Genomic DNA, 25,734 nt, shown 5'->3' with positions numbered 1-25,734 from the left:
CGATGCGCCGGAACCGGAACCCGAGCCGGAGCCCGCAAGCAGCGCGCCGGCCGATGCCGCGCCTGAGCCCCCTGCCCCGGCCGAGAACGTCGAGATCGCCGCTTCGATCCGTGACCCTGCCGCCCGCCGCCAATGACGGCTCAACCCGCTATGGCATCGAGATCGGCACCGTGGGCAAACGCGATGAGCTGCGGCCGTTGTGGCGGGAGTTCCTGACCAATCACGCCGCCCTCGTGGCCGGGCTGCAGCCGCGCCGCATCCTAGCCCCGGACAAGAAGTGGCGGCTGATCGCCGGCCCCTTCGCCAACGCCCAGGACGCCGAAGGCGCCTGCAGCCTGTTCAAAAAAGCGGACCGGCCCTGCGCGGCGACGGTCTATGCGGGTGACGCGCTCTAGCCATCAAGCCCCGGCGACGACTCAATGGTGCGGACGGGGAATGACCGCCTCGCCGGTCGCCGCCTTGTCGGGCGCGACCACCACATACGCGCCGTCGACAATCTGGGTCAGCACCATCGCCTTGGCGACGTTCTTGCCAGTCGCGTCGAACTTGATCGGGCCGTAAAAGCTCGCGAGATCCGTTGCGGCGATGGCGTCGCGGACCTTCTCGGGATCCAGGGTCTGCGCGCGGGCGAAGGCGTCGGCAAAGACATAGACCGCGGCGGCGGACTGGGCCGCCTGATACGGCGCTTCATAGCTATAGACCTGCTCGAACAGTGTGGCGAAGTCCTCCGCCGAGCCAAACAGCTTGCCCTTGTGCTTGAGCGAGCGGTGCCATTGTTGGGCGCAGAAGACATGCTGAGACTCCGTGGGCCGCTTCTCGGCGAGTTGCGCGGAGTCGCAATGGGTGAGTGCGATCACCGGGACGTCGACACGTAACGCCTCGATCTGAGTGACGGCGGTGAGCGCGCCTTTCTCATGACCGGAGACGAAGAGAATGTCGGGCTTGAGCGCCTTCACCTTGTCGAGAGTCACCGACATGTCGTCGAGCGCAGACGGCAACCGGTCGTCGAGCACGCAGTTGAGGCCCCGGTCCGCCGCCTCGGCAAGCAGGCCGGCGCGCACATCCTGCGCGAAAGGATCGTCCTCGGTGGCAATGGCAAGCGTGAGCTCTTGTGGTTTCTTGCCGAGCTTGCCGGCATTCTCGGCGACGAGGTCGATGACCGGTGTCAGATACTGATCAGAGGTCGACAGCACGGCGAAGAGATAGCGGTTGCCCTTGGTGAAGAGCTCCCGCGCGGCGCCGTTGGCTTCGATCATCGGGATCTTGTGGCGCTCGATGATCGGCAGAATGGCTTGGGTCAGGCCTGAGCTATACGGCCCGAGAAGAAATTTCACGCCGTCTTGCTGGATCAGCCGCTCGACGAGCTTGGTCCCGCGCGCGGGCGAGGATTCATCGTCGTAATAGCGGATATGGAGCCGGTAGGGCTTGCCGCCGATCTTGCCGCCCCGATTGTTGATCCGGGTCACGGCGAGATCGTAGCCATTCTTGGTGTGCGCGCCATTCAGCGCAAATTTTCCAGTCAGCGAAAGGGTGGCGCCCAGCGTGATGGCCTCATCGGCGCCGTGCGCGAATCCAGCGCTCAACAAGGGCAGGACTAAACCGAGTCCTGCCAACAGCCCTTTAAGAGGCGACACGTAAGGCCCCCGCCGCATTCGAATCCTCGTGTGTACACAGGATACGCGCGAATTGGTGACGGCGCATTAATTGCAAACCGTCTGTCCGCGTCGAGGATGTCAGAGTTTGTCCGTGTTGAAGGTGTCGCAGGCCTGGAGATTGCCGTCCTCGTAGCCGCGGCGGAACCAGCGGACACGCTGGGTCGAGGAGCCGTGGGTGAAGGAGTCCGGCACCACATAACCTTGCGTCTGCTTCTGGATGCGATCGTCACCGATGGCGCTCGCCGCACCCAACGCCTCGTCGATATCGCCAGGCTCGATGAGTCCCTTGTCGGCCTGCATCTGATGCGCCCACACACCGGCGAAGCAATCGGCCTGCAATTCCATGCGGACCTGAATGGCGTTGGCCTGCTTGGTGCTCACTTGGCGACGCAGGGCTTCAACCTTGTCGGCGATGCCGAGCAGCTTCTGCACGTGATGGCCGACCTCATGCGCCACGACATAGGCTTGCGCGAAGTCGCCCGGCGCGCGGAAGCGATTTCTCAGCTCCCGATAGAAATCGAGGTCGATATAGACCTTCTCATCGCCGGGACAGTAGAACGGCCCCATGGCCGACATGCCCGTGCCGCAAGCCGAGCGCACATAGCCGTCGAACAAGACGAGGGTCGGCTCGCGATAGCGCTGACCGTAGCGCCGGAAAGTTTGTGTCCAGGCGTCCTCGGTGGTGGCGAGCACGACCGAGACAAAGCTCTTGAGCTCGTCAGCGCTCGCCGTTGCCGGGCCGCTGTAGGTCGGCGCCCCGCCCGTCCGGCACGGGCGCGGAACGTTGGTCGTATCGGGCCGTTGCTGCGGCAAGCGAATGTCGGGGAAGCCAGCGCCACCGCTGCCACCGCTCGGTTGACCGCCTTGCATGAGCACGGAGGGATCGAGACCGAAGAACAGCATGAGGCCGAGGATGATCAGCAGGCCGACAATGCCGATACCGCCACCCCGGCCCGAGGACCCGCCGCCGCTCGGAAAGCGCATGCCGCCTCCGCCGCCCGGGAACGGGAACCCGAAACCCCGGCGCTGACCGCGCCGGTCCTCGACATTCTGGCTTTCTCTTTGGCCGCGCCACCGCATCTCAAATCCTCACGCCGTACGAAACTCTCGAGCATTGTGCATGGGGCACGCGGGCGCACAAGGCTCCTGGCTCATGGCAAGCCCCAGGACAATCCGCGCCGCGGCCTTCCGCAAGACGCCGTCCCGCTACACCGCCATTTTTCGCCAAGAGGGTGAGAACGGGCCCGCAAATCCTTGTTGCTATTAAAGATACTGACAAGGAATCGTCACAGAACTGCCATAGGCCCCAGGCATTCTTCCTATGCCCAGTTATGTTCGGTCTGGGTAGGTAGTGCGTTCTGTGTATTGCGTACGAGCCCTGGCACTCCCCGCGCCGGGGCTCTTCTTTTTTGTCCAAACGCACCCGCCAATGCTTACCGTTTGGCCAGGTTCACCGGCCGGCGCGCCCGCTCTCTCTTCACTCCAAGGCAAATCGAGGCGGCCCTGTTCTCGGTCGAGGCCGGGCCGCCCCGTCTCAATCTTGGCGCCTACGGGTTCGGCGCGGGAGCCGGCTCCTCTGGCACCGACTCTTCCGGATTGTCGTCCGGCATGATCTCGTCGGGCGCCTCGTCGGTCGTCTCGTCCGGTGGCGCCGTGTCGTCCATCATGGCGTCTCCCGGCATGGGTTCGTCCGACATCTCGTCGGGCGGCGTGACGTCTTGCGTCGGCATCTCCTCGGGCGGCGCGTCCGCCTGTACGGGCGCCTCGGCCTCTGGCGCCGCAGCTTCCGGCTGCTCGGCAGCCGGCGTCGCGGCCGGTGGTTCGCCCATCTCGACGCTCGTCTCACTTTCGCTGCCGCCGTGCATAATGTAGGCCGCGATCACGAAAGCGATCACAATGCCGCCAAGGACAATGGCGAGAAATGTCCGGCTTCCCTGGTTATGACTAGCCATGTTGGGTCCCTCCCTCTCGCGCGTGGAGATCGGCGCGATATGAACAACTTATCGGTGAATCGCCGTGCGGTCGAGATGATCAAGCAAGTCGGCTGATCCCAGGTTAGCGCAGCGGCGGCACCCCGCGCCGCGATAGGCGGTTGATCACCGGGCTCAACGCCGCAGCCACCAGGAAGTTCACCAGAACGGAATAAAGCGCGGCATAGCCCGGCACCGTGACCCCGAAGATCTCGAGCGGATAGACCGAGGACACGAAGCCGCGTGACGCCGCCATATAGGTGCCGATGGCGGTGCCTGCGGCCCAGCCCAACAGCAGCGCATGGGCGTTGAAGGACCGCGTGAACAGGCCGAGCAGGATCGGCGGCAAGAGCTGGATGATCCAGATGCCGCCGAGCAATTGCAGCTGAATGGCGTAAGCTTGCGGGATCGCGAGAATGAACACCACCGCGCCGACCTTGACGACGAGCGACACGATCTTCGCCATGCGCGCCTCTTCGGCGTCGGTGCAGTCCGGCTTCCAAAATTCTTTGTAAAGATTGCGCGTGAAGAGATTGGCGCAGGCGATCGACATGATCGCCGCCGGCACCAGCGCGCCGATGGCGATCGCCGCGAAGGCCACGCCCACGAACCACGAGGAAAACGAATCCAAGAACAGCGCCGGCACGGCGAAGTTGGCGCCATGCTGGGCGAAGCCGGCCGCGTAAAGCGGGTTCTTATCGACGCCGGCGGCGATGGCCATGTAGCCGAGCAGCGCGATCAGCCCGAGCACGAAGGAATAGGCCGACAGTGCCGCGGCATTGCGCCGGATCACCTTGCCGCTGGACGCGCTCAAGATGCCGGTCATCGAGTGCGGATAGAGGAACAGCGCGAGGGCTGAGCCGAGCGCCAGCGTAATATAAGCGCTGTAACTGCCGAGGCTCCCGCCAGACGGTGGCGCGAGGAGCAGCTTCTCCTGCGGCACGCTGGCGAAGATCGCGCTGTAGCCGCCGAGCTTCGCCGGAATGATGACGATGGCGGCGAAGATGGTGACGAAGATGAGCATGTCTTTCACCACGGCGATTAGCGCCGGTGCCCGCAAGCCGCTCGTGTAGGTGAAGGCAGCCAGGATAATGAAAGCGATGATGAGCGGGATATGCCCGGTGAAGCCGCCGGCCGGGAACCCGAGCGCGCCGATGACCACTTCCATGCCGACGAGCTGGAGCGCGATATACGGCATGGTCGCCAGAATGCCGGTCAGCGCCACGGCGAGCGCGAGATACCGGCTGTCGAACCGGTCGCGCACGTAATCGGCGGCGGTCACATGGCCCTTCTCATGGGCGATCTTCCACAGCCGCGGAAAGATCAGAAACAGGATGGGATAGATCAGAATCGTATAGGGCACGGCGAAGAAGCCCATGGCGCCGGCCCCATAGACCAGCGCCGGTACGGCGATGAAGGTGTAAGCCGTGTAGAGATCGCCGCCGAGCAAGAACCAGGTCACCACCGTGCCGAAGCGGCGACCGCCGAGGCCCCATTCGTGGAGTTGGTTGAGGTCGGCCTTCCGCCAGCGCGCGGCGACGAAGCCGAGCCAGGTAACGAGACCGAACAGCGCCACGAAGACGCCGGCGGCCGTGAGATTGAAGGTCAAAGGATGTCTCCCGGCGTGCCCGACGCATCGATTCCGTCATCGGGGTCCGAGGAACCTTGCTCAGTCGTCGGCGTGATCCACTCTTCCAGCAGGTAGACGGTGATCGCCACGCCGGCGCCGATCAGAATCGCGGCGAGCTGGTACCAATAGAAGAAGGGAATGTCGCCGAGCGTCGGGTGGATGCGATTGTAGAACGGCACCCAAACGACGAGCAGGAAGGGAATGATGAGCAGAAAGCGCGGCCAATGGCGCACCAGCCCCCGCTTCGTGTCTTTGCCGGCCATGGATGATCCCCCCGTCCCGTTCCCCGGATCGGGCGCGACCTTACTGAAAGCGGTCGGGAATCGCGATGGGGATTTGCCGCCCTGGGCCGCGACAGTCGGGCACGAGCGCCCTTGTGTTGTTGACCTGCCGCCGTAGCGGCCCATATGGTCGCCCCAAGAGCCTGTAGCTCAGCCGGTAGAGCATCTGACTTTTAATCAGAGGGTCTCGGGTTCGAATCCCGACGGGCTCACCATTCAAACTCAACGTCTTTGCGTTCTTCAAGCGACGGTCGCCCCCGCCGGCATGGCGGCCTCGCTTCGGGCTCTCAAGCGCCAAAAACAGGGATTCGGCAGGGGGCACGGCGCTTCAGCCCCTGTTCTTTTTTGGGTCAAACCGTGGCCTAGAAGTCACAGCTTTTCTCCGCAAAGGCCGATATAGTCTTTGACAGAATCGACAGAAAGAAACGGGGGACCAACCAATGCGTCTGTTTATTGCTTGCGCCATCATTATCTCGGCAACCATCGGTCTTGGCGGCTGCTTCGGCCACCACGAGAAGGCCGTCGTTATGGAGCCGCTCAAGCTCGGCTAGATTGACGACGAGATAGCCCTTTAAGTTCTATCTCTCCGGCAAATGCCAACCCCGGTCGGGTTTACCCGGCCGGGGTTTTTCGTTGTCCGCTTCCTGAAGCGAAATGTCCCCGAAACGACAAGGGCCGGCGCTCGAGGCGCCAGCCCTATTTAGTCAGATCACTCTGGCGCCCGTCTTACGGGCAGTACCAGACCGGACCGACAACGACGCAGCCGCGCCTCTGCCAGCCCCACGGCCTGCGGTCGTAGCGGTTCCAGCCGCGCGGGGGATGATGGCGATAATGATGGCCGTAATGGTTGTCGCCGCGCCAGTGCTTCTTCCTTTTCCAGCGCCAGTCGTCGTCCTTCCAGTGCTTCTTGACCTGCACCAGGTCCGACGTCGCTGCACCAGGCTTGGCAACCGGCGTGACCGCGCCGGCGACGGAGACAGCGGCGAGCGAAAGACCTGCCGCAACGAGAATAGATTTCAGCATTGAGTTGCTCCTTTCACGCTCAAAAACGCGAGCGATCGGAGGAGGTTCCGAAGTAGGGCTCAAATGACGAACTAAGGCGGCACGGTGGCACCCGCGCCCAATTTGCGAGAGAGAGACGGCCGCGAGTGCGTGCCTCAGGCGCTTTCGCGCTGAACCTTGCCGCGGATGCGGTCGTAGACGGTGCGCTTCAGGAAATAATAGGCAGGGCGCCCCATCACGGCGAGGGCGATGAATTTCGAGAGAAAGGGCGTCGCGCCCAACAGTCCCGACAGCCCCGCCTTGAGGCCGGGATCGATATCGGCGGACACCACGAAGGGAATGAGGGGCCAGGCGCATAGGCCCCGACCAGGATCACGGTGCCAAGCGCAAAGCGCCAGCCGACCTGTTCCGCAGTGAACTCTTGTTCGGCGGCAGCTATGGCGATCTCCTTACGAGCCGTCGGCACAGGGCATTCTAAAAAGTTTGAGTGAAAATTTTGCTTTATCGGCGGCAATCCGGACGGTGCCCAGCCCCCGGCCCTGCTTTCCGCAAATGTTAGCCTTCACTGTTTCAAGGCGAAACACCTTTTCGCAGGTGCGATATACGCGAAATGCGGCGATTCCGGTACTGTTCGCGTGAAGTTTACCCGCACGCCTTGTATTTCCGCCAAGGGGCAGGCTTTTGCACGCGAGCCTTAGCCGCCGTTCTCGGAGGCCACGAGCCAGGCCGGATCAAACCAGCGATCGGCCTCCCCGTCATAAGGGAGCCGGTTGATGTCCCAGTGGCGGATATAGGGGGCGTAAACGTCCCAGACCGGCGGACCGCCGCCCACATAGACCACCCGGTCCGGAAACCAGCCCAACACCTCCTCCGGGTGATGGGTCGAGCGGATCTCGCAAATGGTGCGGTCCTCGTAGGCGAAGGCCGGAATGGAGCCGATGGTGGCCGGCCCGGCGATGATGACGTGACCGCGTGTCACCTCGAAGAATCGGGCGACGTCGGCGACAAACTCGCGCTCCTTGTTCCCTTCCCAGGGAAGCCGGCCGTTCAAGCCGAGTTGCCCGCTAAGGCCAATGGCGCACATGGCGCGAATGTCAGCCACGCTGTTCTCCTCTAACTGCGGCTCTTCCTTTTATCGGCGGATGGCGCCGAGGCAAACATTGGTGCACATAGGCGAATGACTCCCCACCCCGCCTCCGACGACCGTCTCGACGCCAGCCGCCTCGATGCGCGCCAGAGACTCGTGGCGATCGGCCTGATGGCGCTCGCCACGGTGTGCTTCGCCGGCCTCGACGCCACGGCGAAATATCTGACCACCGCGCATGCGGTGCCGGTGGCGCAAGTGGTGTGGCTCCGCTTTGCCGGCCACGTGGTCTTCAGCGCGGTGGTGCTGTGGCCGTTGGCCCTGCGGCCATCGCTGCGCTCGGCAAAGCCGGTCATCCAAATCGTCCGCTCCTGCTTCATGATCCTGACCACGGGCCTCAACTTCATCGCGCTCAAATATCTGCAGCTCGATCAGAACATCACCATCTTCTTCCTCACGCCGCTCCTGGTCGCGGCCTTGGCCGGACCGCTGCTCGGCGAATGGGTCGGCTGGCATCGTGTGCTGGCCATTATCGCCGGCTTTGTCGGCGTGCTGGTGGTCATGCATCCGGGGATCGGCACGATCCATTGGGCCATGCTGCTGACCCTCGGGGCGACGTTCGGCTACGCGCTGTACAACATCGCCACCCGCTACCTCGCCCCTTTCGATCCGGCGTCGGTGACGCAGACCTATACGCCGCTCGTCGGCGTGCTGGTGATGACGCCCTTCGGCCTCGCCGCCTGGGAGTCACCGGACAGCTGGTTCCTGTGGTTGTTGTTCGCCTCGCTCGGCTTTTGGGGCGGGCTCGGCCATTGGCTGCTGATCCTCGCGCACCGGCATGCGCCGGCGCCCGTGCTGGCGCCCTATATCTATCTCGGGCTCATCTGGATGTCGTTTGCCGGCTTCTTGGTGTTCGGCGACGTCCCCACATGGTGGACGCTGGCCGGCGGCGCCATCGTGATCCTGGCCGGGCTCTATCTGTTTGCACGCGAGCGCCGATTGGCGGTCAAAGGGGGCCCCGCGTCCGAGGTCGACCCGCAATAGGCGGTCAGTCCTCGCCGCCGCTCTGGTAGCGGCGCAGCACATCCTCGGCGAAGGCGGCGAAGCGGCCTTGGGCGATCGCCTCGCGGGAGCGCGCCATGAGCTCCTGGTAGAACTGCACATTGGCGTAGCTCAGCAGCATGGCGCCGAGCGTCTCGCCGGACTTCACCAGATGATGCAGATAGGCGCGGCTATATTGCGCGGCGGGGCATTGGCTCTCGGCGTCGAGCGGGCGCGTGTCCTCGGCATGGCGCGCGTTGCGGAGATTGAGGCGCCCGGACCATGTAAAGGCCTGACAGTGGCGTCCCGACCGGGTCGGCATCACGCAGTCGAACATGTCGATGCCGCGGGCAATGGCGCCCAAGAGATCCTCCGGCGTGCCGACGCCCATGAGGTAGCGCGGCCGGTCCTCGGGCAGAACCGCCGTCGTCACCTCGACCATGTCGAGCATGGATTGCTGCCCCTCGCCCACGGCAAGGCCGCCGACGGCATAACCGGGAAAGCCGATCTCCATCAGCGCGCGGGCGGATTGCTCGCGTAAGTCCGGATAGGTGCTGCCCTGGACGATGCCGAACAAGGCCTGACCTGGCGCACCCAGCCTTGCGAACGCCGCCTTGGACCGCTCGGCCCAGCGCATGGACAGATCGAGCGAGCGCTTCGCCTCCTCGCGCGTGGCCGGAAACGGCGTGCATTCGTCGAGCACCATCTGGATGTCGGCGCCGAGCAGGCATTGCACTTCGATGGCGCGTTCCGGCGTGAGATGGATGGTGGCGCCGTCGATATGGGACTGGAAGGTGACCCCTTCCTCGGTGATACGGCGCAGCTTGGCGAGCGACATCACCTGATAGCCGCCGCTATCGGTGAGGATCGGCTTCTCCCAATGCATAAATCTGTGCAGCCCGCCGAGCTTGGCGACACGCTCTGCCCCGGGACGCAGCATCAAATGATAGGTGTTGCCGAGAATGATGTCGGCGCCGGTGGCGGCCACATCCTCCGGGAACATGGCCTTCACCGTGGCGCCGGTGCCCACCGGCATGAAGGCCGGCGTCCGGATCTGCCCCCGTGGCGTGGTGATGACGCCGGTGCGAGCCGCCTTGTCCTGCCTTTTGAGTTCGAAAGAAAATAGCTCAGTCATCCGCGTGCCTCGCGCGGTCGAGCAGACAGGCATCGCCATAGGAATAAAAGCGATAGCGTTCCGCGACGGCGTGGGCATAAGCCCGCTTCATGGTGTCCAGTCCCGAGAAGGCGGCGACAAGCATGAACAAGGTAGAGCGCGGCAGATGGAAATTGGTCAACAAGCGATCGACGAAGCGGAAGCGATAGCCGGGCGTTATGAAGATGTCCGTCTCGCCCGAGAAGGGCTTCAGGGTTCCGAACTCATCGGCGGCGCTTTCCAGCAGGCGCAGCGAGGTGGTGCCGACGGCGACGATCCTGTTGCCGCGGGCCTTGATGGCATTCAGAGCCAGCGCTACTTGGGTGCTGACGACGCCGTGCTCCGCATGCATCTTGTGCGCTTCGGTGTCTTCGGCACGCACCGGTAGGAACGTGCCCGGGCCCACATGCAGTGTCACGAAGTGACAGGTGACGCCCCGGCCCTCGAGCGCCTGCATCAAGGACGCGGTGAAGTGGCAGCCCCGCGGTGGGCGCGGCCACGGCGCCCTCCTCGCGCGCGAAGTCGTCTGGTAGTCGCTGCGGTCTCGGTCGTCCGCCGCGCGCCGTGCGGCAATGTAAGGCGGTAACGGCATGGCGCCCATGGTCTCGATGGCGTCGTGCAGCGCCGCGCCGCTGAGATCGAAGGCGAGCGTCACCTCCCCGTCCGGCCCCCGCGCCGCCACCGTGGCATCGAGGCTCCCGAGCGCACAGACATTGTGGCTATCGCCGAACTGGATGCGGTCGCCCGGCTCCAGCCGCTTGGCCGGCCGCGCCAAGGCGAGCCAGCGAGAGTCATCCAGACGCTCCGTCAAATTGACCGACACTTGCGCCATGGCGTCGCCGCGCGTGCGGGTTCCCTTGAGCGCCGCCGGGATCACCCGGGTATCGTTGAACACGAGCGCATCGCCCGGCGCGATCAGCCCCGGCAGATCGGTCATCATCCTGTCAGCCAGTTGTTCGGTCCCATGGGGATCGACCACGAGGAGCCGCGCGGCATCGCGCGGGCTCGCAGGCCGCAGCGCGATCAGCGACTCGGGCAGATCAAAATCGAAGAGCTCGGTGCGCAATGGGAGATCGGGGCTAGAGCAGCCGCACCATGAGCGCGCCGACCAGCACCAGCACCGCACCACTCAGCCGGCCAAGGCTCAGCTCGCGCTCCATCAGCTCGAACATGCCGAACCGGTCGAGCAACAGCGCGGTAAACAGCTGACCGGCGATGCCGAGCGCCATGATCGCCGCCACGCCGATTTTGGGCGCCAGCATGAGGTTGACCGTGACATAGACCACCCCGAGCAGACCGCCGCCAAGCAGCATGTAGAGCGGCATGGTCTGAAGCGCGCCGAGATTGGTGCTGCCCCGGGCGAACAGCAGTGTGAGCGCGATCAAGGCGATCGTGCCCACGCAGAACGACATGGTGGCGGCGGAGATGGGATGCCCAAGGCGTGAGGCGGCTTCGGCATTGATGGGGGCTTGCAAGGCGATCATGCCGCCGGCGACAAGCGCAACCACCGTGAACAGAAGTCCCGGCAACCACATGGGCGTTCCCCTTTGCATCGTCTGCCTTATGCGTCGGCGGCGATCTTCGCCGACAGGATCTTGTCGGGGCTCGCCGGCGGCTCGCCGCGATTGATCTGATCGACATTCTCCATACCTTCGATCACCCGGCCCCACACCGTGTATTTGCGGTCGAGGAAGCTCGCGTCGTCGAACACGATGAAGAACTGGCTGTCGGCGGAATCCGGCGACTGCGCCCGGGCCATGGACACGGCGCCGCGCGTATGCGGCTCGGCATTGAACTCGGCGGCGAGCTTCTGGCCCGAGCCGCCGGTGCCCGTGCCGGTCGGGTCGCCGGTTTGGGCCATGAAGCCCTCAATCACGCGATGGAACGGCACGCCGTCGTAGAACCCCTGACGCGCCAACTCCTTGATGCGGGCCACGTGATTGGGCGCGAGGTCGGGCCGCAGCTCGACCACGACGTTGCCCTTGCTCGTCTCCAGAATGAGGGTGTCTTCGGGGGTTGCCATAAATGGCCTCCTTTTCGCGTTATCCGGTGGTTATTGCTCGATGGTGGCCTTCTTGACGTAGTCGAGCTTGGGAAAGTCGGTCATGAGATAGGCGTTGCCTTCCATCTGCATGCGGCCCTGGTCGGGCCCGCGGCCGCGCGGGGCGCCTTCGCCATAGCCGTTATAGAGCGCATCGACCACGTCCATGCCCGATACCACTTGGCCGAAGGGCGAGAAGCCCTGCCCGTCGAGGCCGGCGTTGTCGCCGAAATTGATGAAGACTTGCGTGGTGCGCGTGCCAGGCCCGGCGGTGGCGAAGCTCACATAGCCGCGCTGATTGCTCTCTTTCACCTTGTCGTCGGGAATGCGCGCCTCGCGCCACACGGCGGAGAGGTCCGGATTGCCGCTGATGCCGAACTGCACCATGAAGCCGTCGATGACGCGGAAGAAGCGGACATCGTTGTAATAGCCGTTCTTCACCAGATTGTAGAAGCGGTCGGCGCCGTTGGGGGACCAATCGCGATGCACCTCGATGACGAAGATGCCCTTGGAGGTGTCGAACTTCGCCTTGTAAACGGCGGGCGCCTTCTCGTTCAGCGACGACGGATCGCCGAGATTGGCCGCGGCCGCTGGAGCTTGCGCGCTCACGGCGCCGAACAGCAAAGCCGCACTAAATAGTACGATAGCCCTGATGGTCATGGGGTTTCCTCGAGTTTTGGATACTTATGCGGTGAATTTCTGCTTGAGAGCCGCCGCGACGCGGGGCGGCACGAAGGTCGAAACATCGCCACCCATTGCGGCGATCTGACGGACGAGGCTCGCCGCGATGTGACGGGTGCCCGGCGACGAAGCCAGAAACACCGTCTCGATCTCCGGCGCAAGAGCCCCGTTCATTCCGGCCATCTGCATCTCGTAATCGAAGTCGCCGGCATCGCGGAGCCCGCGAATGACGACGGCGGCCTTGGCGCTCCTGGCCGCATCCACGGTCAGGCTGTCATAGGTGGTAACCTCGAGGGCAAGTCCGAGTTCTTTGGCGACCGGCTCCAGCACCTCTTGAGCGAGTTTCACGCGCTCCCGCACCGTGAAAAGCGGATGCTTGTCGTGGTGCGCGCCCACGGCGATGACTAGGCGGTCGACGAGATGGGCCGCCCGGCGCACGATATCCACATGCCCGAGGGTGACGGGGTCGAAGCTGCCGGGATAAAGGCCAACGCGCATGCCGCCACACTCCCAATGCGCCGGCCATTTGCGTCTCCAGGATGGATCCGGGGCCCTAGCGCGTAGAGCCCCTTCTAGCCGCGCGGCGCCTCAATCGGCAAGGGCACAGGCGCAGGCGCATAGAAAAAGGGCCCGGCAAAGCCGAGCCCTCTCCCACCCCAACTTAGTTTATTACTTCATCGGTATTGAGGCGGTTTTCGCGCCATGTCCGAAGATGTCGCTTAGATTGAAGCGGTAGCCGACACCGGCGGAGAAGATCCACGGATCGAGGTCCGCATCGGCGTGCACGCCAGTACCGTTCCATGAGATTTCCGTGTCGAGCCAGGTCTTCTTCACGTCGAGGTTGGCGTACCAGCCATTGCCGAGGGAGTAGTCGAGGCCCGCCTGCAGGGTGAAGCCGAAGGCGTCGTCGATGCTGACGCTCGAGGCGCCGAGCCGGTTCTGGCCGGTGCCCTCGTCGAAGAAGGCGATGTACTGCACGCCCGCGCCAACATAGGGCTTCCACGCGCCCATGCCGGTGAAGTGATATTGCGCCGTCAGAGCCGGCGGGAAGATCCAGGTGTCGGCGATCTCGCCGAGGCCGGCGATGGACCCCGTACCGTCGATATCGTGCTTGGCGAAGCAGCAGAACAGCTCGACCGCCCAGTTGTCGGTGAAGAAGTAGCTGAGGGTCAGCGCCGGGATGATCTCGTCGCTGACGTCGGCGTTGGCGCCTGGAATGCGCGTGCCGCCGGCAAAGACCGAAGCGTCGGTGTCGGGATTGACCCCGGTCACGAGCGCCCGAACCATGAAGTTCCCATGATCGTCACCGGCCGCCGCGGGCAATGACGCCCCCGCGATGCCTGCCGCCAAGGCAAGCGCCGCCAACGTCCCTGTGGCAAATTTGTTCATGTCTGATGTCCCCCATCGCCGAGCGCGGCCCGTCGCGGCCTTGCGCAAATTTGTTCTGCGCTAGTGTTGTGCCGATGGGGCGTACCACTCCAGCGCGGATCGACTGGGTAGGCTGACCGAGATCAGGCTGAGGTGCATCCGCGGAGGACTGTTGCGTCAACGCAACGGTTTTTATTGATCTGGGTCAAACCGTTGGGCGGCGACGTGGTGACCAAGACACGGTGTCGCGGCCCATTCCCGGGTTGATCGAAATCCCGGGTTGATCGAAATCAAGGCGCGAATCGGCCCTCCGACGGACAGCTTGTCTTTGCGATGGCGGCTTTTCGTCCGCTGCGGGGGAAAGCCCTTGGCGATGACATCCAGCTTGAAGACTCGGGGTCCAATCCGCTTGGCAGGTGCGGCCCCCTCGGACAGAGGCCCACATGTCCCGGCGGCGATTCCGGCTGCCGTGACCACCCAGGCCGCCACCGTGCGCACCCGCCGGGGGCAGACCATCTCCCTGACCCTCGACGGCAGCGAGGCACTTTACTTCGTGCGCTCGGGCGTCCTCATGGTCGATGTCACCCTGCCCGACGACCTGCGCCAGGTTGTCGGCCTTCTCTATCCCGCGACGTGCTGCGTTCCGGCTTCGCGCCGCCGCACGCCGCCGCCCATCTTTCGGCGGTGAGCCCCGGCGAGGTGCTGCGCGTGCGCTGGAGCACCTTCACGGGGCTCGCGGCCGAGGATCCCGAAATCGCCCGCTATGTCGACGATGCGGTGGCCAAGCAAACGGCCCGCCAGGCGATCCACATGGCGGCGGTCGGCCGCTTCGACTGCCGGCAGCGCGTCGCCACCTTCTTGCTGGAGTTGGCCTTGCGCATCGGGATCAAGGCGCCATGCGGCGGTGTCGAGTTCGAAATGCCGCTGAGGCGCACCGATATGGCCGATTATCTCGGGCTGAATGCCGATACCCTGTCGCGGACCATGTCGCGCTTGCGGGCGACCGGCCTGCTCAGCCATCCCGAGCGGCATCGGGCTCTCGTGCGCGATTTCGAAGCGCTGACCGCGCTCACGCCGGCCGCGCAGTCGCTCATGGCACTCTACGGGAACGCGTCCTCAGGCAACGCGTCCCCCGGGCGCGCCTAGCACCCTTCCCATTCGAGGACTATTCCGGTGCGGCTCCGCCGTCATCGTAATCAGCGGGACCGTCGTCGGGAGCTGTCTCGTCGACTTCCACCTCGGCGCCGCTGCCGCTCTCGTCCGGGATATGCTCGACGGAGACCACGCGCTCGCCCTCGCCCGTGTCGAACACGCGCACGCCTTGGGTGGAGCGGCCGACGATGCTGATGCCGTCGACGGGGATGCGGATGAGCTGGCCGCGGTCGGTGACCAGCATGATCTGATCGCTGTCGTCGGTGGGGAAGGACGCAATCAGCTTGCCGTTGCGCCGATTGACCACCATGCCGATGATGCCCTTGCCGCCGCGTCCCGACACCCGATACTCGTAGGCGGAGGAGCGCTTGCCGTAGCCGTTCTCCGATACCGTGAGCACGAATTCTTCATGGGCCCCGAGCTCGGCATAGCGCTCAGGGGTGAGGACGACGGATTCTTCGCCTTCGGTCTCCGGCTCGATATCGGGCTCGATGTCGGTGCCGCCCCGGCGCACGATATTGGCCTGACGCACATAAGCCGCGCGCTCGGAGGCCTCCACCTCCACATGGGTGAGGATGGCCATGGAGATGACCTCGTCGCCCTTGCCGAGCTTGATGCCGCGGACGCCCGACGACTCGCGACCCTTGAACACGCGCACATCCTCGACCGGGAAGCGGATCGCCTGGCCGTCGCGCGAGGTGAGCAAGACGTCATGCTGCTCGTTGCACACCTGCACGCCGATGATGCGGTCGCCTTCGGCGAGCTTCATGGCGATCTTGCCGTTCAGACGCACCTCGACGAAGTCCGAGAGCTTGTTGCGCCGGACGCTGCCGTAATTGGTGGCGAACATCACGTCGAGCTTGCCCCAGGACGTCTCGTCCTCGGGCAGCGGCAGAATTGTGGTGATGGTTTCGTCCTTGCCGAGCGGCAGGAGATTGACCATGGCTTTGCCGCGGGCCTGCGGCGCGGCCAACGGCAAGCGCCACACCTTCATCTTGTAGGCCATGCCGCGCGAGGAGAAGAACAGCACGGGCGTATGAGTATTGGCGATGAAGATGCGGGTGACGAAATCCTCGTCGCGCGTCGCCATGCCGGCGCGGCCCTTGCCGCCGCGCCGTTGCGCCCGATAGGCCGACAACGGCACGCGCTTGATGTAGCCCTTGTGGGACACGGTGACGACCATGTCCTCGCGCTGGATGAGGTCCTCGTCCTCGACCTCGCCCACCATCTCCAGAATCTCGGTGCGCCGCGGCGTCCCGAATTCCGCCTTCAGCGCGGTGAGCTCGTCGGTGACGATGCCGACGATGCGGGCGCGGCTGCGCAGGATCTCGAGATATTCGGCGATCTGGTCGCCCAGGGTCTTGAGCTCGTCGCCGATCTCGTCGCGGCCGAGTGCGGTCAGGCGTTGCAGGCGCAATTCGAGAATGGCGCGCGCCTGTTCCTCGGATAGACGGTAGGTGCCTTGCGGCGATACCTTGTGGCGCGGGTCGGCGATGAGCTCGACCAAGGCGACCACGTCGCGCGCCGGCCAGTCGCGCGACATCAATTGCTCGCGCGCCGTGGCCGGGTCGGGCGCTTTGCGGATCAGCGCGATCACCTCGTCGATATTGGCCACGGCGATGGCCAGGCCGACTAGGACATGGGCGCGGTCGCGGGCCTTGCGCAGAAGGAATTTCAGCCTGCGGCCGACCACCTCCTCGCGGAAATCGGTGAAGGCGCGGATCATGTCCTTGAGGTTCATGAGCTCCGGCCGGCCGCCGTTCAGCGCCACCATGTTGCAGCCGAACGTGCTCTGCAGCGGCGAGAAGCGGTAAAGCTGGTTCAGCACCACGTCGGCCATGGCGTCGCGCTTCAGCTCGATCACCACGCGCATGCCCTCGCGGTCCGACTCGTCGCGAATGTCGGCGATGCCCTCGATCTTCTTCTCGCGCACCAGCTCGGCGATCTTCTCGACCATCGAGGCCTTGTTCACCTGATAGGGAATTTCGGTGATGACGAGCGCCTCGCGCTCCTTGCGCACGGTCTCGTTGTGCACGCGGCCGCGCATGAGCACCGAGCCGCGGCCCTTGTGATAGGCGGAGCGGATGCCCGTGCGGCCGAGGATCAGACCGCCGGTCGGGAAGTCGGGACCGGGAATGAGCTCGTTCAGCTCGGCGATGTCGATGGCTGGATTGTCGAGATAGGCGATGCAGGCGTCGACCACCTCACCGAGATTATGCGGCGGGATGTTGGTGGCCATGCCGACGGCGATGCCGCCGGCGCCGTTGACGAGCAGATTGGGAAACTTGGCCGGCAGCACGACCGGCTCTTTCTCGCGGCCGTCATAGTTCGGCTGGAAGTCGACCGTGTCGTTCTCGAGATCGTCGAGGAGCGCCATGGCGGGCTTGGCCAGACGCACCTCGGTGTAGCGTTCGGCCGCCGGCGGATCGCCGTCGACGGAGCCGAAGTTCCCCTGCCCGTCGATGAGCGGCAGGCGCATCGAGAAGTCCTGCGCCAAGCGCACCAGCGCGTCGTAGATCGCCTGGTTGCCGTGCGGATGGTACTTACCCATGGTGTCGCCGGTAACGCGCGCCGATTTGTTGTACGGGCGATCCGGCGTGTAGTTGTTCTCGCGCATCGAAAACAGGATGCGGCGATGCACGGGTTTCAGCCCGTCGCGCACATCCGGCAGCGCACGGGACACGATCACGCTCATGGCGTAATCGAGATAGGACCGCTTCATCTCGTCGATGAGCGAGATCGGTCTAATGTCAGAGGGAGATGGGCCCTCGACCTCGGTATTATCTTCGTCAGCCAATGAAGGTGAAAGCCTTAGTAAGAGGTCGTCAAACCCCGGCAAAAACGGTTCAGCGCGAGAGGGACGGAAGGCCTCCCACGTGAGATCGAACGCGCTGGTAGAGTCGGTTTTCTATAGCTGATTTTACCCCCCTTTCGCAACCAATCATGGGGGGTTAGTCCCGTTTGTTTTTCTTCAATAGATCAACAACTTATACCGCATTGTGACGGGCGCCGAGATGGGCGGATTGACGCTCCCGCGAAAGCCTTCTTGGGCGCTTCGCGCGGAACATCGAGTCGGCCGGGACGTTGTGTGCGGAAAGGCGGCGAAAAGACCCGCCTCCCAAAATTTACGGCGTGTGACGCGCCATTTGGATCGCAACCACAAGGAGCGAAAACCATGAAACATCTTTTGACCTGTACGGCCGTCGGCCTGTTCTTGGGCCTCACCCCGGCCATGACTCAGACCGCTCTGGCCGAGACCGACATGCCGGCCGCCGAGACGCAAGATACGCCTGCCATGCAGCAACCGGCCATGCCGTCTGAGGCCGTGCCGACAGACCAGGTGGACGAGCCGGGCACGGCGATCCCGGACCAGTCGTCGCAGATGTCGCCGCAGGCCGCACCGTCTAACGGCGCGCCGGCGATGAAGGCAACGGAGGCCCCGCAGTCGATTGCCCCCGATCATGCGGTCCCCTCGCACGATGCCGCCAAGGCGCCCGAGGTCGCGCCGCATGGCATGACGGCCGCCAATGCGGACGGCACCCGGTTTCTGGTGCGTCAGGCGCCTGACGATTGGCTCGCCAGCAATCTGATCGGCAAGGCGGTGCTGAACGCGAAGAATGAGCCGATCGGCGACATCAACGATCTCGTCACCGACGAGAACGGCAAGGTTGTCGCCGTGCTGGTCGGCGTCGGCGGCTTTCTCGGCCTCGGCGAGAAGGACGTGGCCGTTCCGTTCGACAGCCTCAAATTCGCCCGCGACGACGACCGCAACGTCAAGGTGATGGCCAACCTGACCAGCGAGATGCTGGCGTCGGCCCCCGATTATCAGCGCCTCAGCGAGCAAGAGCTCACGGTCGGCGAGGTGACCGGGGACGAAACGGTCAAGGAGAAGTCCGAGCACGACACGTACTAAGCTGACGTGTCCAACTCGGTGCCACGCGCACGGGACGCCCGGTTCTGCCTGACGGCCGGCCGGGCTTCTCGCGTGGCTGCCGGCGATGCCTGGCTAGAACGGATCTCGTAGTCGAAGCTCTTTGTTGTAGCTGCCGCCGCCCCCGCCGCTCGCAAGGGGCTTCGACCGCCCAAAATCGCCGCCGCTGCTGCCCGCGCCCTCGCCGTCCCCGGCGGCCGTCGAGCATGGTGAGAGAGGAATTGAAGCCTTGGAGCACGACCTCCGTGGAGTAGCGCTCCTGGCCCTGCTGGTCCTCCCATTTGCGGGTCTGCAGTTGGCCTTCCAGATAAACCTTCGAGCCCTTCTTCAGATATTGCTCGGCGATCTTGGCCAGGCCCTCGTTGAAGATCACGACGCGATGCCACTCCGTGCGCTCGCGCCGCTCGCCCGTCGCCTTGTCGCGCCAGCTGTCGCTGGTGGCGACCCGCAGATTGACGATGGGCCGGCCATCTTGGGTGTGGCGGATTTCAGGATCGGCTCCGAGATTGCCGATGAGAATGACTTTGTTGACCGATCCGGCCATATTTCGACCTCCCCGCAGTTGTGCGGCACGTATGCCCTCGCGGGCACTCTAGCCCCCGGACGCCCATGGCATCCAGGCGGCATCCAGATGACACCGGTCCTGTCCACAGGTCAGGACCCATCGCAGCTATGTACCTGTTTTGTTCTTCCGCGTCTACCATGACGCCCTCTTGAGGTTTCGGAGCACGAGCCCTATGGCTAGAGCAGAATGGGGTTTGGTCTTGGCAGCGCGTCCGGCACAAGCCGGGCTGTTCGCCTGAAAGAGCGGGATAAAGGAAAATATGCAGCGGTCCGTCGAGCAGCGGCAGACAACAGGGCGCCGGAAGCCCAAGCGGCGCGACCCGCGTAGCAAATATCTCGGCTTCACCTCCCGGCAATGGCCCTTCATCGCCGTGCTGGTGGGGAACTGGATCTTCGCCGCTGCCTTTTTCGCGATCGGCAAACTCGTTTGGGACTGGACCCCGGAAGCCTGGGGCATCGCCGACCGCCTGGCGCTGGTCATCAAGGACGCCGTCTTCGCCCTCGTGCCCGGCGTTCTCGGCATCTGCATCGTGGCCGCGCAACGGCTCGACCCGAATATGTGGGTTGGGCGCGTGGCCAAGCCGAACTCGGCGCTCGACATCAACACGCGGTTCATTCTCAACACGTTCGAGCAGTTCACCGCATTCTTTATCGCCAATGCGGGCCTCGCCATGTATTGCCCGCTGTCGGAAGCGCGCACGCTGCCGATCCTCACGGCGCTGTTCGTGATCGGCCGCATCCTGTTCTGGGTCGGCTATCACAAGAACCCGTATCTGCGCGCCTTCGGCTTCGGCCTCACCTTCTATCCGACAGTGGCCGCCTTCGCCTGGCTCATGCTGATGATGATCTTCGGCATCCGCGTGCCGCTCTAAGCTACCCTCACCTGCCCTGCTGCCATTGCAGGATGGAGTCGAGCGGCCACACCAACATGATGACGTTGAGTGTGAGGCCGTCGCGGATCATGACGCCGACGAAGACCTCGAGCGCGATGGCGACGATCACGGTGAGCCAGACCGGCCACCAGGCGGCGAGATAGAATCCGAGCACCATGAAGAGAATGTCGCTCACCGAATTGATGACGCTATCGCCGTAATAGTCGAGGGAGACGGTCGCCTCCCGGTATTTGTTGATGACGAAGTCGGTGTTCTCGATCACCTCCCAGCCCGCCTCGACCAGAACCGCCAGGATCAGCCGCTGGCCGAAGGACAGGCGCGGCGCGGCCAGCCACAGCACCGCGTAGAACAGAAACCCGTGGATGATGTGCGAGGGCGTGTACCAGTCGAACAGATGCTGGGAGTTCTCGGCGCTCACCACGTCGAAATGCCAGAGCTTCACATATCCGCATTTGCAAATCAGCGGGTGGCCCATGGCGTAAAGCAGCGCGCCGGCGATCAAAATGATGCCGGCGACGATGGCAAGCTGGGTGCGGGTCATGGTCATGTGCCACTCTATGCCTGAGATTCGCGGTGCCGCCATCGGTTATGCTGGATGGCGGACCTTATCCGCGCGGAATTGGAGACGGCATGACTCAAGACGAGGCGCTGGCGCTGCTCAAGACCGGCGCCAGCATCTTCCTCACCGGCCAGCCCGGCAGTGGCAAGACCCACACGGTCAACCGCTATCTCCGGGAGCTGGCGCGGTCGGGCGTCGATGTCGCCTATACCGCCTCGACCGGCATCGCCGCGACGCACGGCCACGGCACGACCATCCATGCCTGGAGCGGCATCGGCGTGCGCGATACGCTGACGCGGCGCGATCTCGACGTCTTGGCCGCCAATCGACGGCTCGCCTCCCGCATCGAGAAGACCAGCGTCCTGATCATCGACGAGATCTCGATGCTGCCGGCGCGGTCTCTGACCTTGGCGGACATGGTCTGCCGCCATATCCGGGCGACCAACGCGCCCTTCGGCGGCATGCAGGTGGTGCTCGTTGGCGACTTCTTTCAACTGCCGCCCGTGGTCCGGCGCCCGCGTGACGATGACGGCATGCTCGACCTGGCGAACGGCGACGACGATTTCGGCGCGGAGTTCGCCCATGCCTCGGCCGCCTGGCGGGATCTCGATCCCACGGTCTGCTATCTGTCGGAGCAGCACCGGCAGGACGACCAGCCCTTTCTCGACGTGCTCGACGCCATCCGCGCCAATGCCTGCGTCGGCCTTCACCGGGACCTGTTGATGTCGCGCATGGTCGACCGCGACCAGCTGCCCGCGAGCCGCACGCGGCTGTTCACCCACAACGCCGCCGTGGACGAGATCAACCAGCAGCAATTGGCCAAGCTCGGCGGCAGGACGCGGGCGTTCGACATGACCGGCAAGGGGCCGCAATTCTCCATCGACGCGCTGAAGCGCGGCTGTCTGTCGCCGGAGCGCCTGGTGCTCACGGAGGACGCCGTGGTGATGTTCACCAAGAACGATCCGGCCGGGCGCTATGTCAACGGCACGCTCGGCATCGTGGAGGAGTTCGACGCGGAGACCGACTCCCCGGTCGTAGGACGCGCGGCGGCAAGCGCATCGTCGCCGAGCCGGTGACCTGGAAGATCGAGGAGAACGGCACGGAGCGCGCCTCCGTCACCCAAGTGCCGCTGCGGCTCGCCTGGGCCATCACCGTGCATAAGAGCCAGGGCATGTCGCTCGACGCCGCGGTGATCGATCTCAGCCGCGCGTTCGAATACGGCCAGGGCTACGTGGCCCTGTCGCGCCTGCGCAGCCTGGCGGGCCTGCATCTCCTCGGGCTGAACCAGAAGGCGCTCCACGTCCACCCGCAGGCCATTGAGAAGGATGTCGCCTTCCGCGACGCCTCCGACGTCGCCCTCGACGCGCTGGCCGATCTCGGGCCGAATGCGCTTGCCCGTCGCAGGCGGCATTTCTGGAGGCGTGCGGGGCGACCCAGACCGAGGCCGCGGGCGCCAAGAGCTACGACGTGGCGGCGCTCCGCCAGAGCCACGGCAAGGCCTATGCGCCGTGGACCGAGGACGAGGAGCGGGACTTGCGGCGGCGCCACCAGGCGGGCGAGAGCGTGGGCGCCATCGCCGCGGAGCTGGGGCGCAAGCCCGGCGCCATAAGGTCGCGGCTCAAGAAGCTCGCTCTGATCTCCTAGGGGCCGCCTCCCCTTGGCGCCGCTTTTGGCGCCGCTTTTGGCGCCCCTTGCCGCGCCCCTTGCCGGTGAACCCTTTGGCGGCTAAGGCTTGCGAAGCGGCCCGTTCCCCCCGACATTGCTGTCAGCATGACCTCCAAGCACATCTCCATCCGCGGCGCGCGGGAGCATAACCTCAAGAATGTCTCGCTCGACTTGCCGCGCGAGCAGCTCGTGGTGATTACCGGGCTGTCGGGCTCCGGCAAGTCCTCGCTCGCCTTCGACACGGTCTATGCCGAGGGCCAGCGGCGCTACGTGGAGAGCCTGTCCTCCTATGCCCGGCAGTTCCTCGACATGATGTCGAAGCCGGACGTGGACCATATCGAGGGCCTGTCGCCGGCCATCTCCATCGAGCAGAAGACCACCTCGAAGAACCCGCGCTCCACGGTCGGCACGGTCACCGAGATCTACGACTATATGCGCCTCCTGTTCGCGCGGGTGGGCGTGCCCTACTCGCCGGCGACGGGGCTCCCCATCGAGAGCCAGACCGTGAGCCAGATGGTGGACATCGTGCTCGCTCAGCCGGAAGGCACGCGGCTCTATCTGCTCAGCCCCATCGCCCGTGGCCGCAAGGGCGAATACCGCAAAGAGCTGGCCGAGCTCCAGAAGAAGGGCTTCCAGCGGGTCAAGATCGACAACGAATTCCACGAGATCGCCGAGGCCCCGGCGCTGGACAAGAAGTTCAAGCACGACATCGACGTGGTGGTGGACCGGGTCGTGGTGCGCGCCGACATCGCCTCGCGGCTGGCGGACTCGCTCGAGACGGCGCTTCAGCTCTCCGACGGCATCGCCTTCGCCGAGTTCGCCGACAAGCCGGCCAAGGGTCAGCCCGAGCGGCTGATCTTCTCGGCCAAGTTCGCCTGTCCCGTGTCGGGCTTCACCATCGAGGAGATCGAGCCCAGGCTGTTCTCCTTCAACAACCCTTATGGCGCGTGTCCCGAATGCGACGGGCTCGGCACGGAGCTGTTCTTCGAGCCGGAACTGGTGGTGCCGGACGAGTCGCTGTCTCTCGCGCGCGGGGCCATCGCGCCGTGGACGCGCACGTCGGCCACCTCGCCCTATTACCAGCAGACGCTGGAAGCGCTGGCCAAGCATTACAAGCAGCCCATGACCAAGCCGTGGAAGGATCTGCCGGAGGACTTCCGCGAGATCGTGCTCTACGGCTCCTTGGACGACGTCACCTTCACCTATGACGACGGCGTGCGGCGCTACCAGACGGAGAAGCCGTTCGAGGGGGTCATCACCAATATCGAGCGGCGCTGGCGCGAGACCGAATCGAACTGGGTGCGCGAGGAGCTGGAGCGCTACCAGTCCGATCAGCCCTGCGAGGCCTGCACCGGCTATCGCCTGAAGCCGCAAGCGCTGGCCGTGAAGATCGCCGGTCTCCATATCGGCGAGGTCACCGACATGTCGATCCGCGAGGCGCATGAATGGTTCGGCGCGCTGCCCGCGAAGCTCACCAAGAAACAGAACGAGATCGCCGAGCGCATCCTCAAAGAGATCCGCGAGCGCTTGTCCTTCCTCAACGATGTGGGTCTCGACTATCTGACGCTGGCGCGGGCCGCCGGCACCTTGTCGGGCGGCGAAAGCCAGCGCATCCGGCTCGCCTCGCAGATCGGCTCAGGCCTCACCGGCGTGCTCTACGTGCTGGACGAGCCCTCCATCGGCCTGCATCAGCGCGACAATGCGCGGCTGCTGGAGACCCTGAAAGCCCTGCGCGATCTCGGCAACTCGGTGATCGTGGTCGAGCATGACGAGGAAGCCATCCTCGAGGCGGACTATGTGGTCGACATGGGCCCCGGCGCCGGCGTCCATGGCGGCGCGGTCGTGGCCGAAGGAAGCCCTGAGCAGGTCATGGCCAATCCGGACAGCCTCACCGGGCAATATCTCACCGGCTTCAAGCAGATCCCGCTGCCGAAGCAGCGGCGGAAACCGACAAAGAGCCGTAGACTTTCGGTCAAGGGCGCTAGCGCCAACAATCTCAAGGACATCAATGTCGATATCCCTATTGGGCTGTTCACCGCGGTCACCGGCGTATCGGGCGGGGGAAAGTCCACCTTCCTCATCGAGACGCTCTATCGCGCGGTCGCGCGCAAGCTGAACAATGCGCGCGAGCTCCCCGGCGAGCACAAGAAGATCGAGGGGCTGGAGCATCTCGACAAGGTCATCGACATCGACCAATCGCCGATCGGCCGCACGCCGCGCTCGAACCCCGCGACCTATACCGGCGCCTTCACCCCCATCCGCGAATGGTTCGCCGAGCTGCCAGAGGCCAAGACGCGCGGCTACAAGCCCGGGCGCTTCTCGTTCAACGTCAAGGGCGGGCGCTGCGAGGCCTGCCAGGGCGACGGCGTCATCAAGATCGAGATGCATTTCCTGCCGGACATCTACGTCACCTGCGACGTGTGCAAGGGCAAGCGCTACGACCGCGAAACCCTCGAAATCAAGTTCAAGGGCAAGTCGATCGCCGACGTGCTCGACATGACCGTCGAGGAAGGCGCCGAGCTGTTCAAGGCCGTGCCAAGCGTGCGCGACAAGCTGGAGACGCTGAAGCGCGTCGGCCTCGGCTATATCCATGTGGGCCAGCAGGCGACGACCCTGTCGGGCGGCGAGGCGCAGCGCATCAAGCTGTCCAAGGAGCTGTCGAAGCGCGCCACCGGCCGCACGCTCTATATCCTCGACGAGCCGACCACCGGCTTGCACTTCCACGACGTGGCCAAGCTGTTAGAGGTGCTGCACGAGCTGGTGGATCAGGGCAACACGGTCGTAGTCATCGAGCACAATCTCGAAGTGATTAAGACCGCGGATTACATCGTCGACCTCGGCCCCGAAGGCGGCGACGGCGGCGGCGAAGTCATCGCCACCGGCACGCCGGAAGAGGTGGCGCAGGTGACCGAAAGCTATACCGGGCAGTACCTCAAACAGCTTCTGGACCGGCGCGGTGGGGCGGGCTCAAAAGGCAAAGCCGCGAGCGCCGTCCGGCCAAGGTCGAAGCCGCGGAGTAGTAGGCGTTTCTACTTCAGGTAGAGACGCAAAGCCGGTAAGCTTC

Annotated in this window: 27 protein-coding genes and 1 tRNA gene; 10 read left to right on the top strand and 18 right to left on the bottom strand. The window is 64.6% G+C overall.

Going from position 1 to position 25,734, the window contains the following annotated elements:
- A partial coding sequence (locus AUC69_RS15755) for an SPOR domain-containing protein (protein ID WP_083239537.1) occupies nucleotides 1-395 on the top strand: 395 nt, incomplete at its 5' end.
- Nucleotides 396-416: 21 nt separating this feature from the next.
- Here AUC69_RS15755 and AUC69_RS15750 read toward each other — a convergent pair.
- The 5 genes from AUC69_RS15750 to AUC69_RS18845 form a co-directional block, all read right to left on the bottom strand.
- Nucleotides 417-1,583: an amino acid ABC transporter substrate-binding protein gene (locus AUC69_RS15750; RefSeq protein ID WP_244500306.1), complete on the bottom strand. Its 1,167-nt coding sequence runs from the start codon at nucleotides 1,581-1,583 to the stop codon at nucleotides 417-419.
- Between the two features lie 150 nt (nucleotides 1,584-1,733).
- Nucleotides 1,734-2,735 carry a KPN_02809 family neutral zinc metallopeptidase gene (gene ypfJ / locus AUC69_RS15745; protein ID WP_069442999.1) on the bottom strand — a complete coding sequence of 334 codons (1,002 nt, stop codon included), beginning with the start codon at nucleotides 2,733-2,735 and terminating at the stop codon, nucleotides 1,734-1,736.
- Nucleotides 2,736-3,202: 467 nt separating this feature from the next.
- The gene (locus AUC69_RS15740) at nucleotides 3,203-3,607 is read right to left on the bottom strand and encodes a hypothetical protein (RefSeq protein ID WP_141700855.1); all 405 of its coding nucleotides are present in this window, start codon (nucleotides 3,605-3,607) and stop codon (nucleotides 3,203-3,205) included.
- Between the two features lie 103 nt (nucleotides 3,608-3,710).
- Nucleotides 3,711-5,234, bottom strand: coding sequence for a monocarboxylate uptake permease MctP (gene mctP / locus AUC69_RS15735; protein ID WP_069442997.1), 1,524 nt, complete (start codon nucleotides 5,232-5,234; stop codon nucleotides 3,711-3,713).
- Nucleotides 5,231-5,518, bottom strand: coding sequence for a DUF3311 domain-containing protein (locus AUC69_RS18845; protein WP_069442996.1), 288 nt, complete (start codon nucleotides 5,516-5,518; stop codon nucleotides 5,231-5,233). Before AUC69_RS18845 ends, mctP begins: the two co-directional genes overlap by 4 nt.
- Nucleotides 5,519-5,675: 157 nt before the next feature.
- Between AUC69_RS18845 and AUC69_RS15725 the strand changes: the two genes are divergently transcribed.
- A tRNA-Lys gene (locus AUC69_RS15725) sits at nucleotides 5,676-5,751 on the top strand.
- A 511-nt stretch (nucleotides 5,752-6,262) separates the two neighbouring features.
- Here the strand turns inward: AUC69_RS15725 and AUC69_RS15720 are convergent.
- From AUC69_RS15720 to AUC69_RS15715, 3 genes are all read right to left on the bottom strand, one after another.
- Nucleotides 6,263-6,559: a hypothetical protein gene (locus AUC69_RS15720; protein WP_083239536.1), complete on the bottom strand. Its 297-nt coding sequence runs from the start codon at nucleotides 6,557-6,559 to the stop codon at nucleotides 6,263-6,265.
- A gap of 134 nt (nucleotides 6,560-6,693) precedes the next feature.
- Complete coding sequence (locus AUC69_RS17645; RefSeq protein WP_158008159.1) at nucleotides 6,694-6,870, bottom strand: hypothetical protein; 177 nt, start codon at nucleotides 6,868-6,870, stop codon at nucleotides 6,694-6,696.
- Nucleotides 6,871-7,232: 362 nt separating this feature from the next.
- Nucleotides 7,233-7,640, bottom strand: coding sequence for a dihydrofolate reductase family protein (locus AUC69_RS15715; RefSeq protein WP_069442995.1), 408 nt, complete (start codon nucleotides 7,638-7,640; stop codon nucleotides 7,233-7,235).
- Nucleotides 7,641-7,715: 75 nt separating this feature from the next.
- On the opposite strand from AUC69_RS15715, the gene AUC69_RS15710 reads away from it, so the two are divergent.
- Nucleotides 7,716-8,666, top strand: coding sequence for a DMT family transporter (locus tag AUC69_RS15710; protein WP_069442994.1), 951 nt, complete (start codon nucleotides 7,716-7,718; stop codon nucleotides 8,664-8,666).
- 4 nt (nucleotides 8,667-8,670) lie between these two features.
- On the opposite strand, the gene tgt is transcribed toward AUC69_RS15710, so the two are convergent.
- The 7 genes from tgt to AUC69_RS15675 form a co-directional block, all read right to left on the bottom strand.
- Nucleotides 8,671-9,798: a tRNA guanosine(34) transglycosylase Tgt gene (gene tgt, locus AUC69_RS15705; protein WP_069442993.1), complete on the bottom strand. Its 1,128-nt coding sequence runs from the start codon at nucleotides 9,796-9,798 to the stop codon at nucleotides 8,671-8,673.
- Nucleotides 9,791-10,882 (bottom strand): tRNA preQ1(34) S-adenosylmethionine ribosyltransferase-isomerase QueA, encoded by a 1,092-nt coding sequence (queA, locus tag AUC69_RS15700; RefSeq protein WP_069442992.1) that lies wholly within the window; start codon nucleotides 10,880-10,882, stop codon nucleotides 9,791-9,793. The genes tgt and queA overlap by 8 nt, the downstream gene beginning before the upstream one ends.
- A 13-nt stretch (nucleotides 10,883-10,895) precedes the next feature.
- A complete protein-coding gene (locus AUC69_RS15695) occupies nucleotides 10,896-11,351 on the bottom strand; it encodes a DMT family transporter (RefSeq protein ID WP_069443007.1) in 456 nt (151 codons plus the stop codon).
- A 26-nt stretch (nucleotides 11,352-11,377) separates the two neighbouring features.
- Nucleotides 11,378-11,839: a peptidylprolyl isomerase gene (locus AUC69_RS15690; RefSeq protein WP_069442991.1), complete on the bottom strand. Its 462-nt coding sequence runs from the start codon at nucleotides 11,837-11,839 to the stop codon at nucleotides 11,378-11,380.
- A 30-nt stretch (nucleotides 11,840-11,869) separates the two neighbouring features.
- On the bottom strand, nucleotides 11,870-12,517 hold the full coding sequence (locus tag AUC69_RS15685) for a peptidylprolyl isomerase (RefSeq protein ID WP_083239534.1): 648 nt from the start codon (nucleotides 12,515-12,517) through the stop codon (nucleotides 11,870-11,872).
- Between the two features lie 24 nt (nucleotides 12,518-12,541).
- Nucleotides 12,542-13,036: a pantetheine-phosphate adenylyltransferase gene (gene coaD, locus AUC69_RS15680; RefSeq protein ID WP_069442990.1), complete on the bottom strand. Its 495-nt coding sequence runs from the start codon at nucleotides 13,034-13,036 to the stop codon at nucleotides 12,542-12,544.
- A gap of 171 nt (nucleotides 13,037-13,207) precedes the next feature.
- Complete coding sequence (locus AUC69_RS15675) at nucleotides 13,208-13,927, bottom strand: OmpW/AlkL family protein (RefSeq protein WP_069442989.1); 720 nt, start codon at nucleotides 13,925-13,927, stop codon at nucleotides 13,208-13,210.
- Between the two features lie 448 nt (nucleotides 13,928-14,375).
- Between AUC69_RS15675 and AUC69_RS17640 the strand changes: the two genes are divergently transcribed.
- Both AUC69_RS17640 and AUC69_RS17635 read left to right on the top strand, forming a co-directional pair.
- Entirely contained in the window at nucleotides 14,376-14,594 is a 219-nt protein-coding gene (locus AUC69_RS17640) for a cyclic nucleotide-binding domain-containing protein (protein WP_069442988.1), read from the top strand.
- The gene (locus AUC69_RS17635; RefSeq protein WP_158008158.1) at nucleotides 14,540-15,052 is read left to right on the top strand and encodes a Crp/Fnr family transcriptional regulator; all 513 of its coding nucleotides are present in this window, start codon (nucleotides 14,540-14,542) and stop codon (nucleotides 15,050-15,052) included. Before AUC69_RS17640 ends, AUC69_RS17635 begins: the two co-directional genes overlap by 55 nt.
- Before the next feature lie 19 nt (nucleotides 15,053-15,071).
- Here the strand turns inward: AUC69_RS17635 and gyrA are convergent, their stop codons facing one another.
- Nucleotides 15,072-17,855 carry a DNA gyrase subunit A gene (gene gyrA / locus AUC69_RS15660; RefSeq protein WP_069442986.1) on the bottom strand — a complete coding sequence of 928 codons (2,784 nt, stop codon included), beginning with the start codon at nucleotides 17,853-17,855 and terminating at the stop codon, nucleotides 15,072-15,074.
- Between the two features lie 378 nt (nucleotides 17,856-18,233).
- Here gyrA and AUC69_RS15655 point away from each other — a divergent pair, with 378 nt between their 5' ends.
- Complete coding sequence (locus AUC69_RS15655; RefSeq protein ID WP_069442985.1) at nucleotides 18,234-18,971, top strand: PRC-barrel domain-containing protein; 738 nt, start codon at nucleotides 18,234-18,236, stop codon at nucleotides 18,969-18,971.
- Here the strand turns inward: AUC69_RS15655 and ssb are convergent.
- Complete coding sequence (gene ssb, locus AUC69_RS16735; RefSeq protein ID WP_244500305.1) at nucleotides 18,940-19,533, bottom strand: single-stranded DNA-binding protein; 594 nt, start codon at nucleotides 19,531-19,533, stop codon at nucleotides 18,940-18,942. The two genes, AUC69_RS15655 and ssb, sit on opposite strands and share 32 nt — an antisense overlap.
- Nucleotides 19,534-19,813: 280 nt before the next feature.
- Between ssb and AUC69_RS15645 the strand changes: the two genes are divergently transcribed.
- Nucleotides 19,814-20,425, top strand: coding sequence for an MAPEG family protein (locus tag AUC69_RS15645; protein WP_069442983.1), 612 nt, complete (start codon nucleotides 19,814-19,816; stop codon nucleotides 20,423-20,425).
- A gap of 7 nt (nucleotides 20,426-20,432) precedes the next feature.
- On the opposite strand, the gene AUC69_RS15640 is transcribed toward AUC69_RS15645, so the two are convergent.
- A complete protein-coding gene (locus tag AUC69_RS15640) occupies nucleotides 20,433-20,993 on the bottom strand; it encodes a DUF2585 domain-containing protein (protein WP_069442982.1) in 561 nt (186 codons plus the stop codon).
- 83 nt (nucleotides 20,994-21,076) lie between these two features.
- Between AUC69_RS15640 and AUC69_RS15635 the strand changes: the two genes are divergently transcribed.
- The 3 genes from AUC69_RS15635 to uvrA all read left to right on the top strand — a co-directional run bounded on the left by AUC69_RS15635 (nucleotide 21,077) and on the right by uvrA (nucleotide 25,712).
- The gene (locus AUC69_RS15635; protein WP_158008157.1) at nucleotides 21,077-22,081 is read left to right on the top strand and encodes an AAA family ATPase; all 1,005 of its coding nucleotides are present in this window, start codon (nucleotides 21,077-21,079) and stop codon (nucleotides 22,079-22,081) included.
- Nucleotides 22,078-22,614, top strand: coding sequence for a C-terminal helicase domain-containing protein (locus AUC69_RS15630; protein WP_069442980.1), 537 nt, complete (start codon nucleotides 22,078-22,080; stop codon nucleotides 22,612-22,614). The genes AUC69_RS15635 and AUC69_RS15630 overlap by 4 nt, the downstream gene beginning before the upstream one ends.
- Nucleotides 22,615-22,775: 161 nt before the next feature.
- Nucleotides 22,776-25,712 carry an excinuclease ABC subunit UvrA gene (gene uvrA, locus AUC69_RS15625; protein ID WP_069442979.1) on the top strand — a complete coding sequence of 979 codons (2,937 nt, stop codon included), beginning with the start codon at nucleotides 22,776-22,778 and terminating at the stop codon, nucleotides 25,710-25,712.
- Nucleotides 25,713-25,734 lie beyond the last annotated feature (22 nt).

The sequence above is a fragment of the Methyloceanibacter superfactus genome (genome assembly GCF_001723305.1).
GTDB classification, from domain to species: domain Bacteria; phylum Pseudomonadota; class Alphaproteobacteria; order Rhizobiales; family Methyloligellaceae; genus Methyloceanibacter; species Methyloceanibacter superfactus.
Note: the sequence above shows the minus strand (reverse complement) of the source record. Positions and strands in the feature narration are given on the sequence as shown.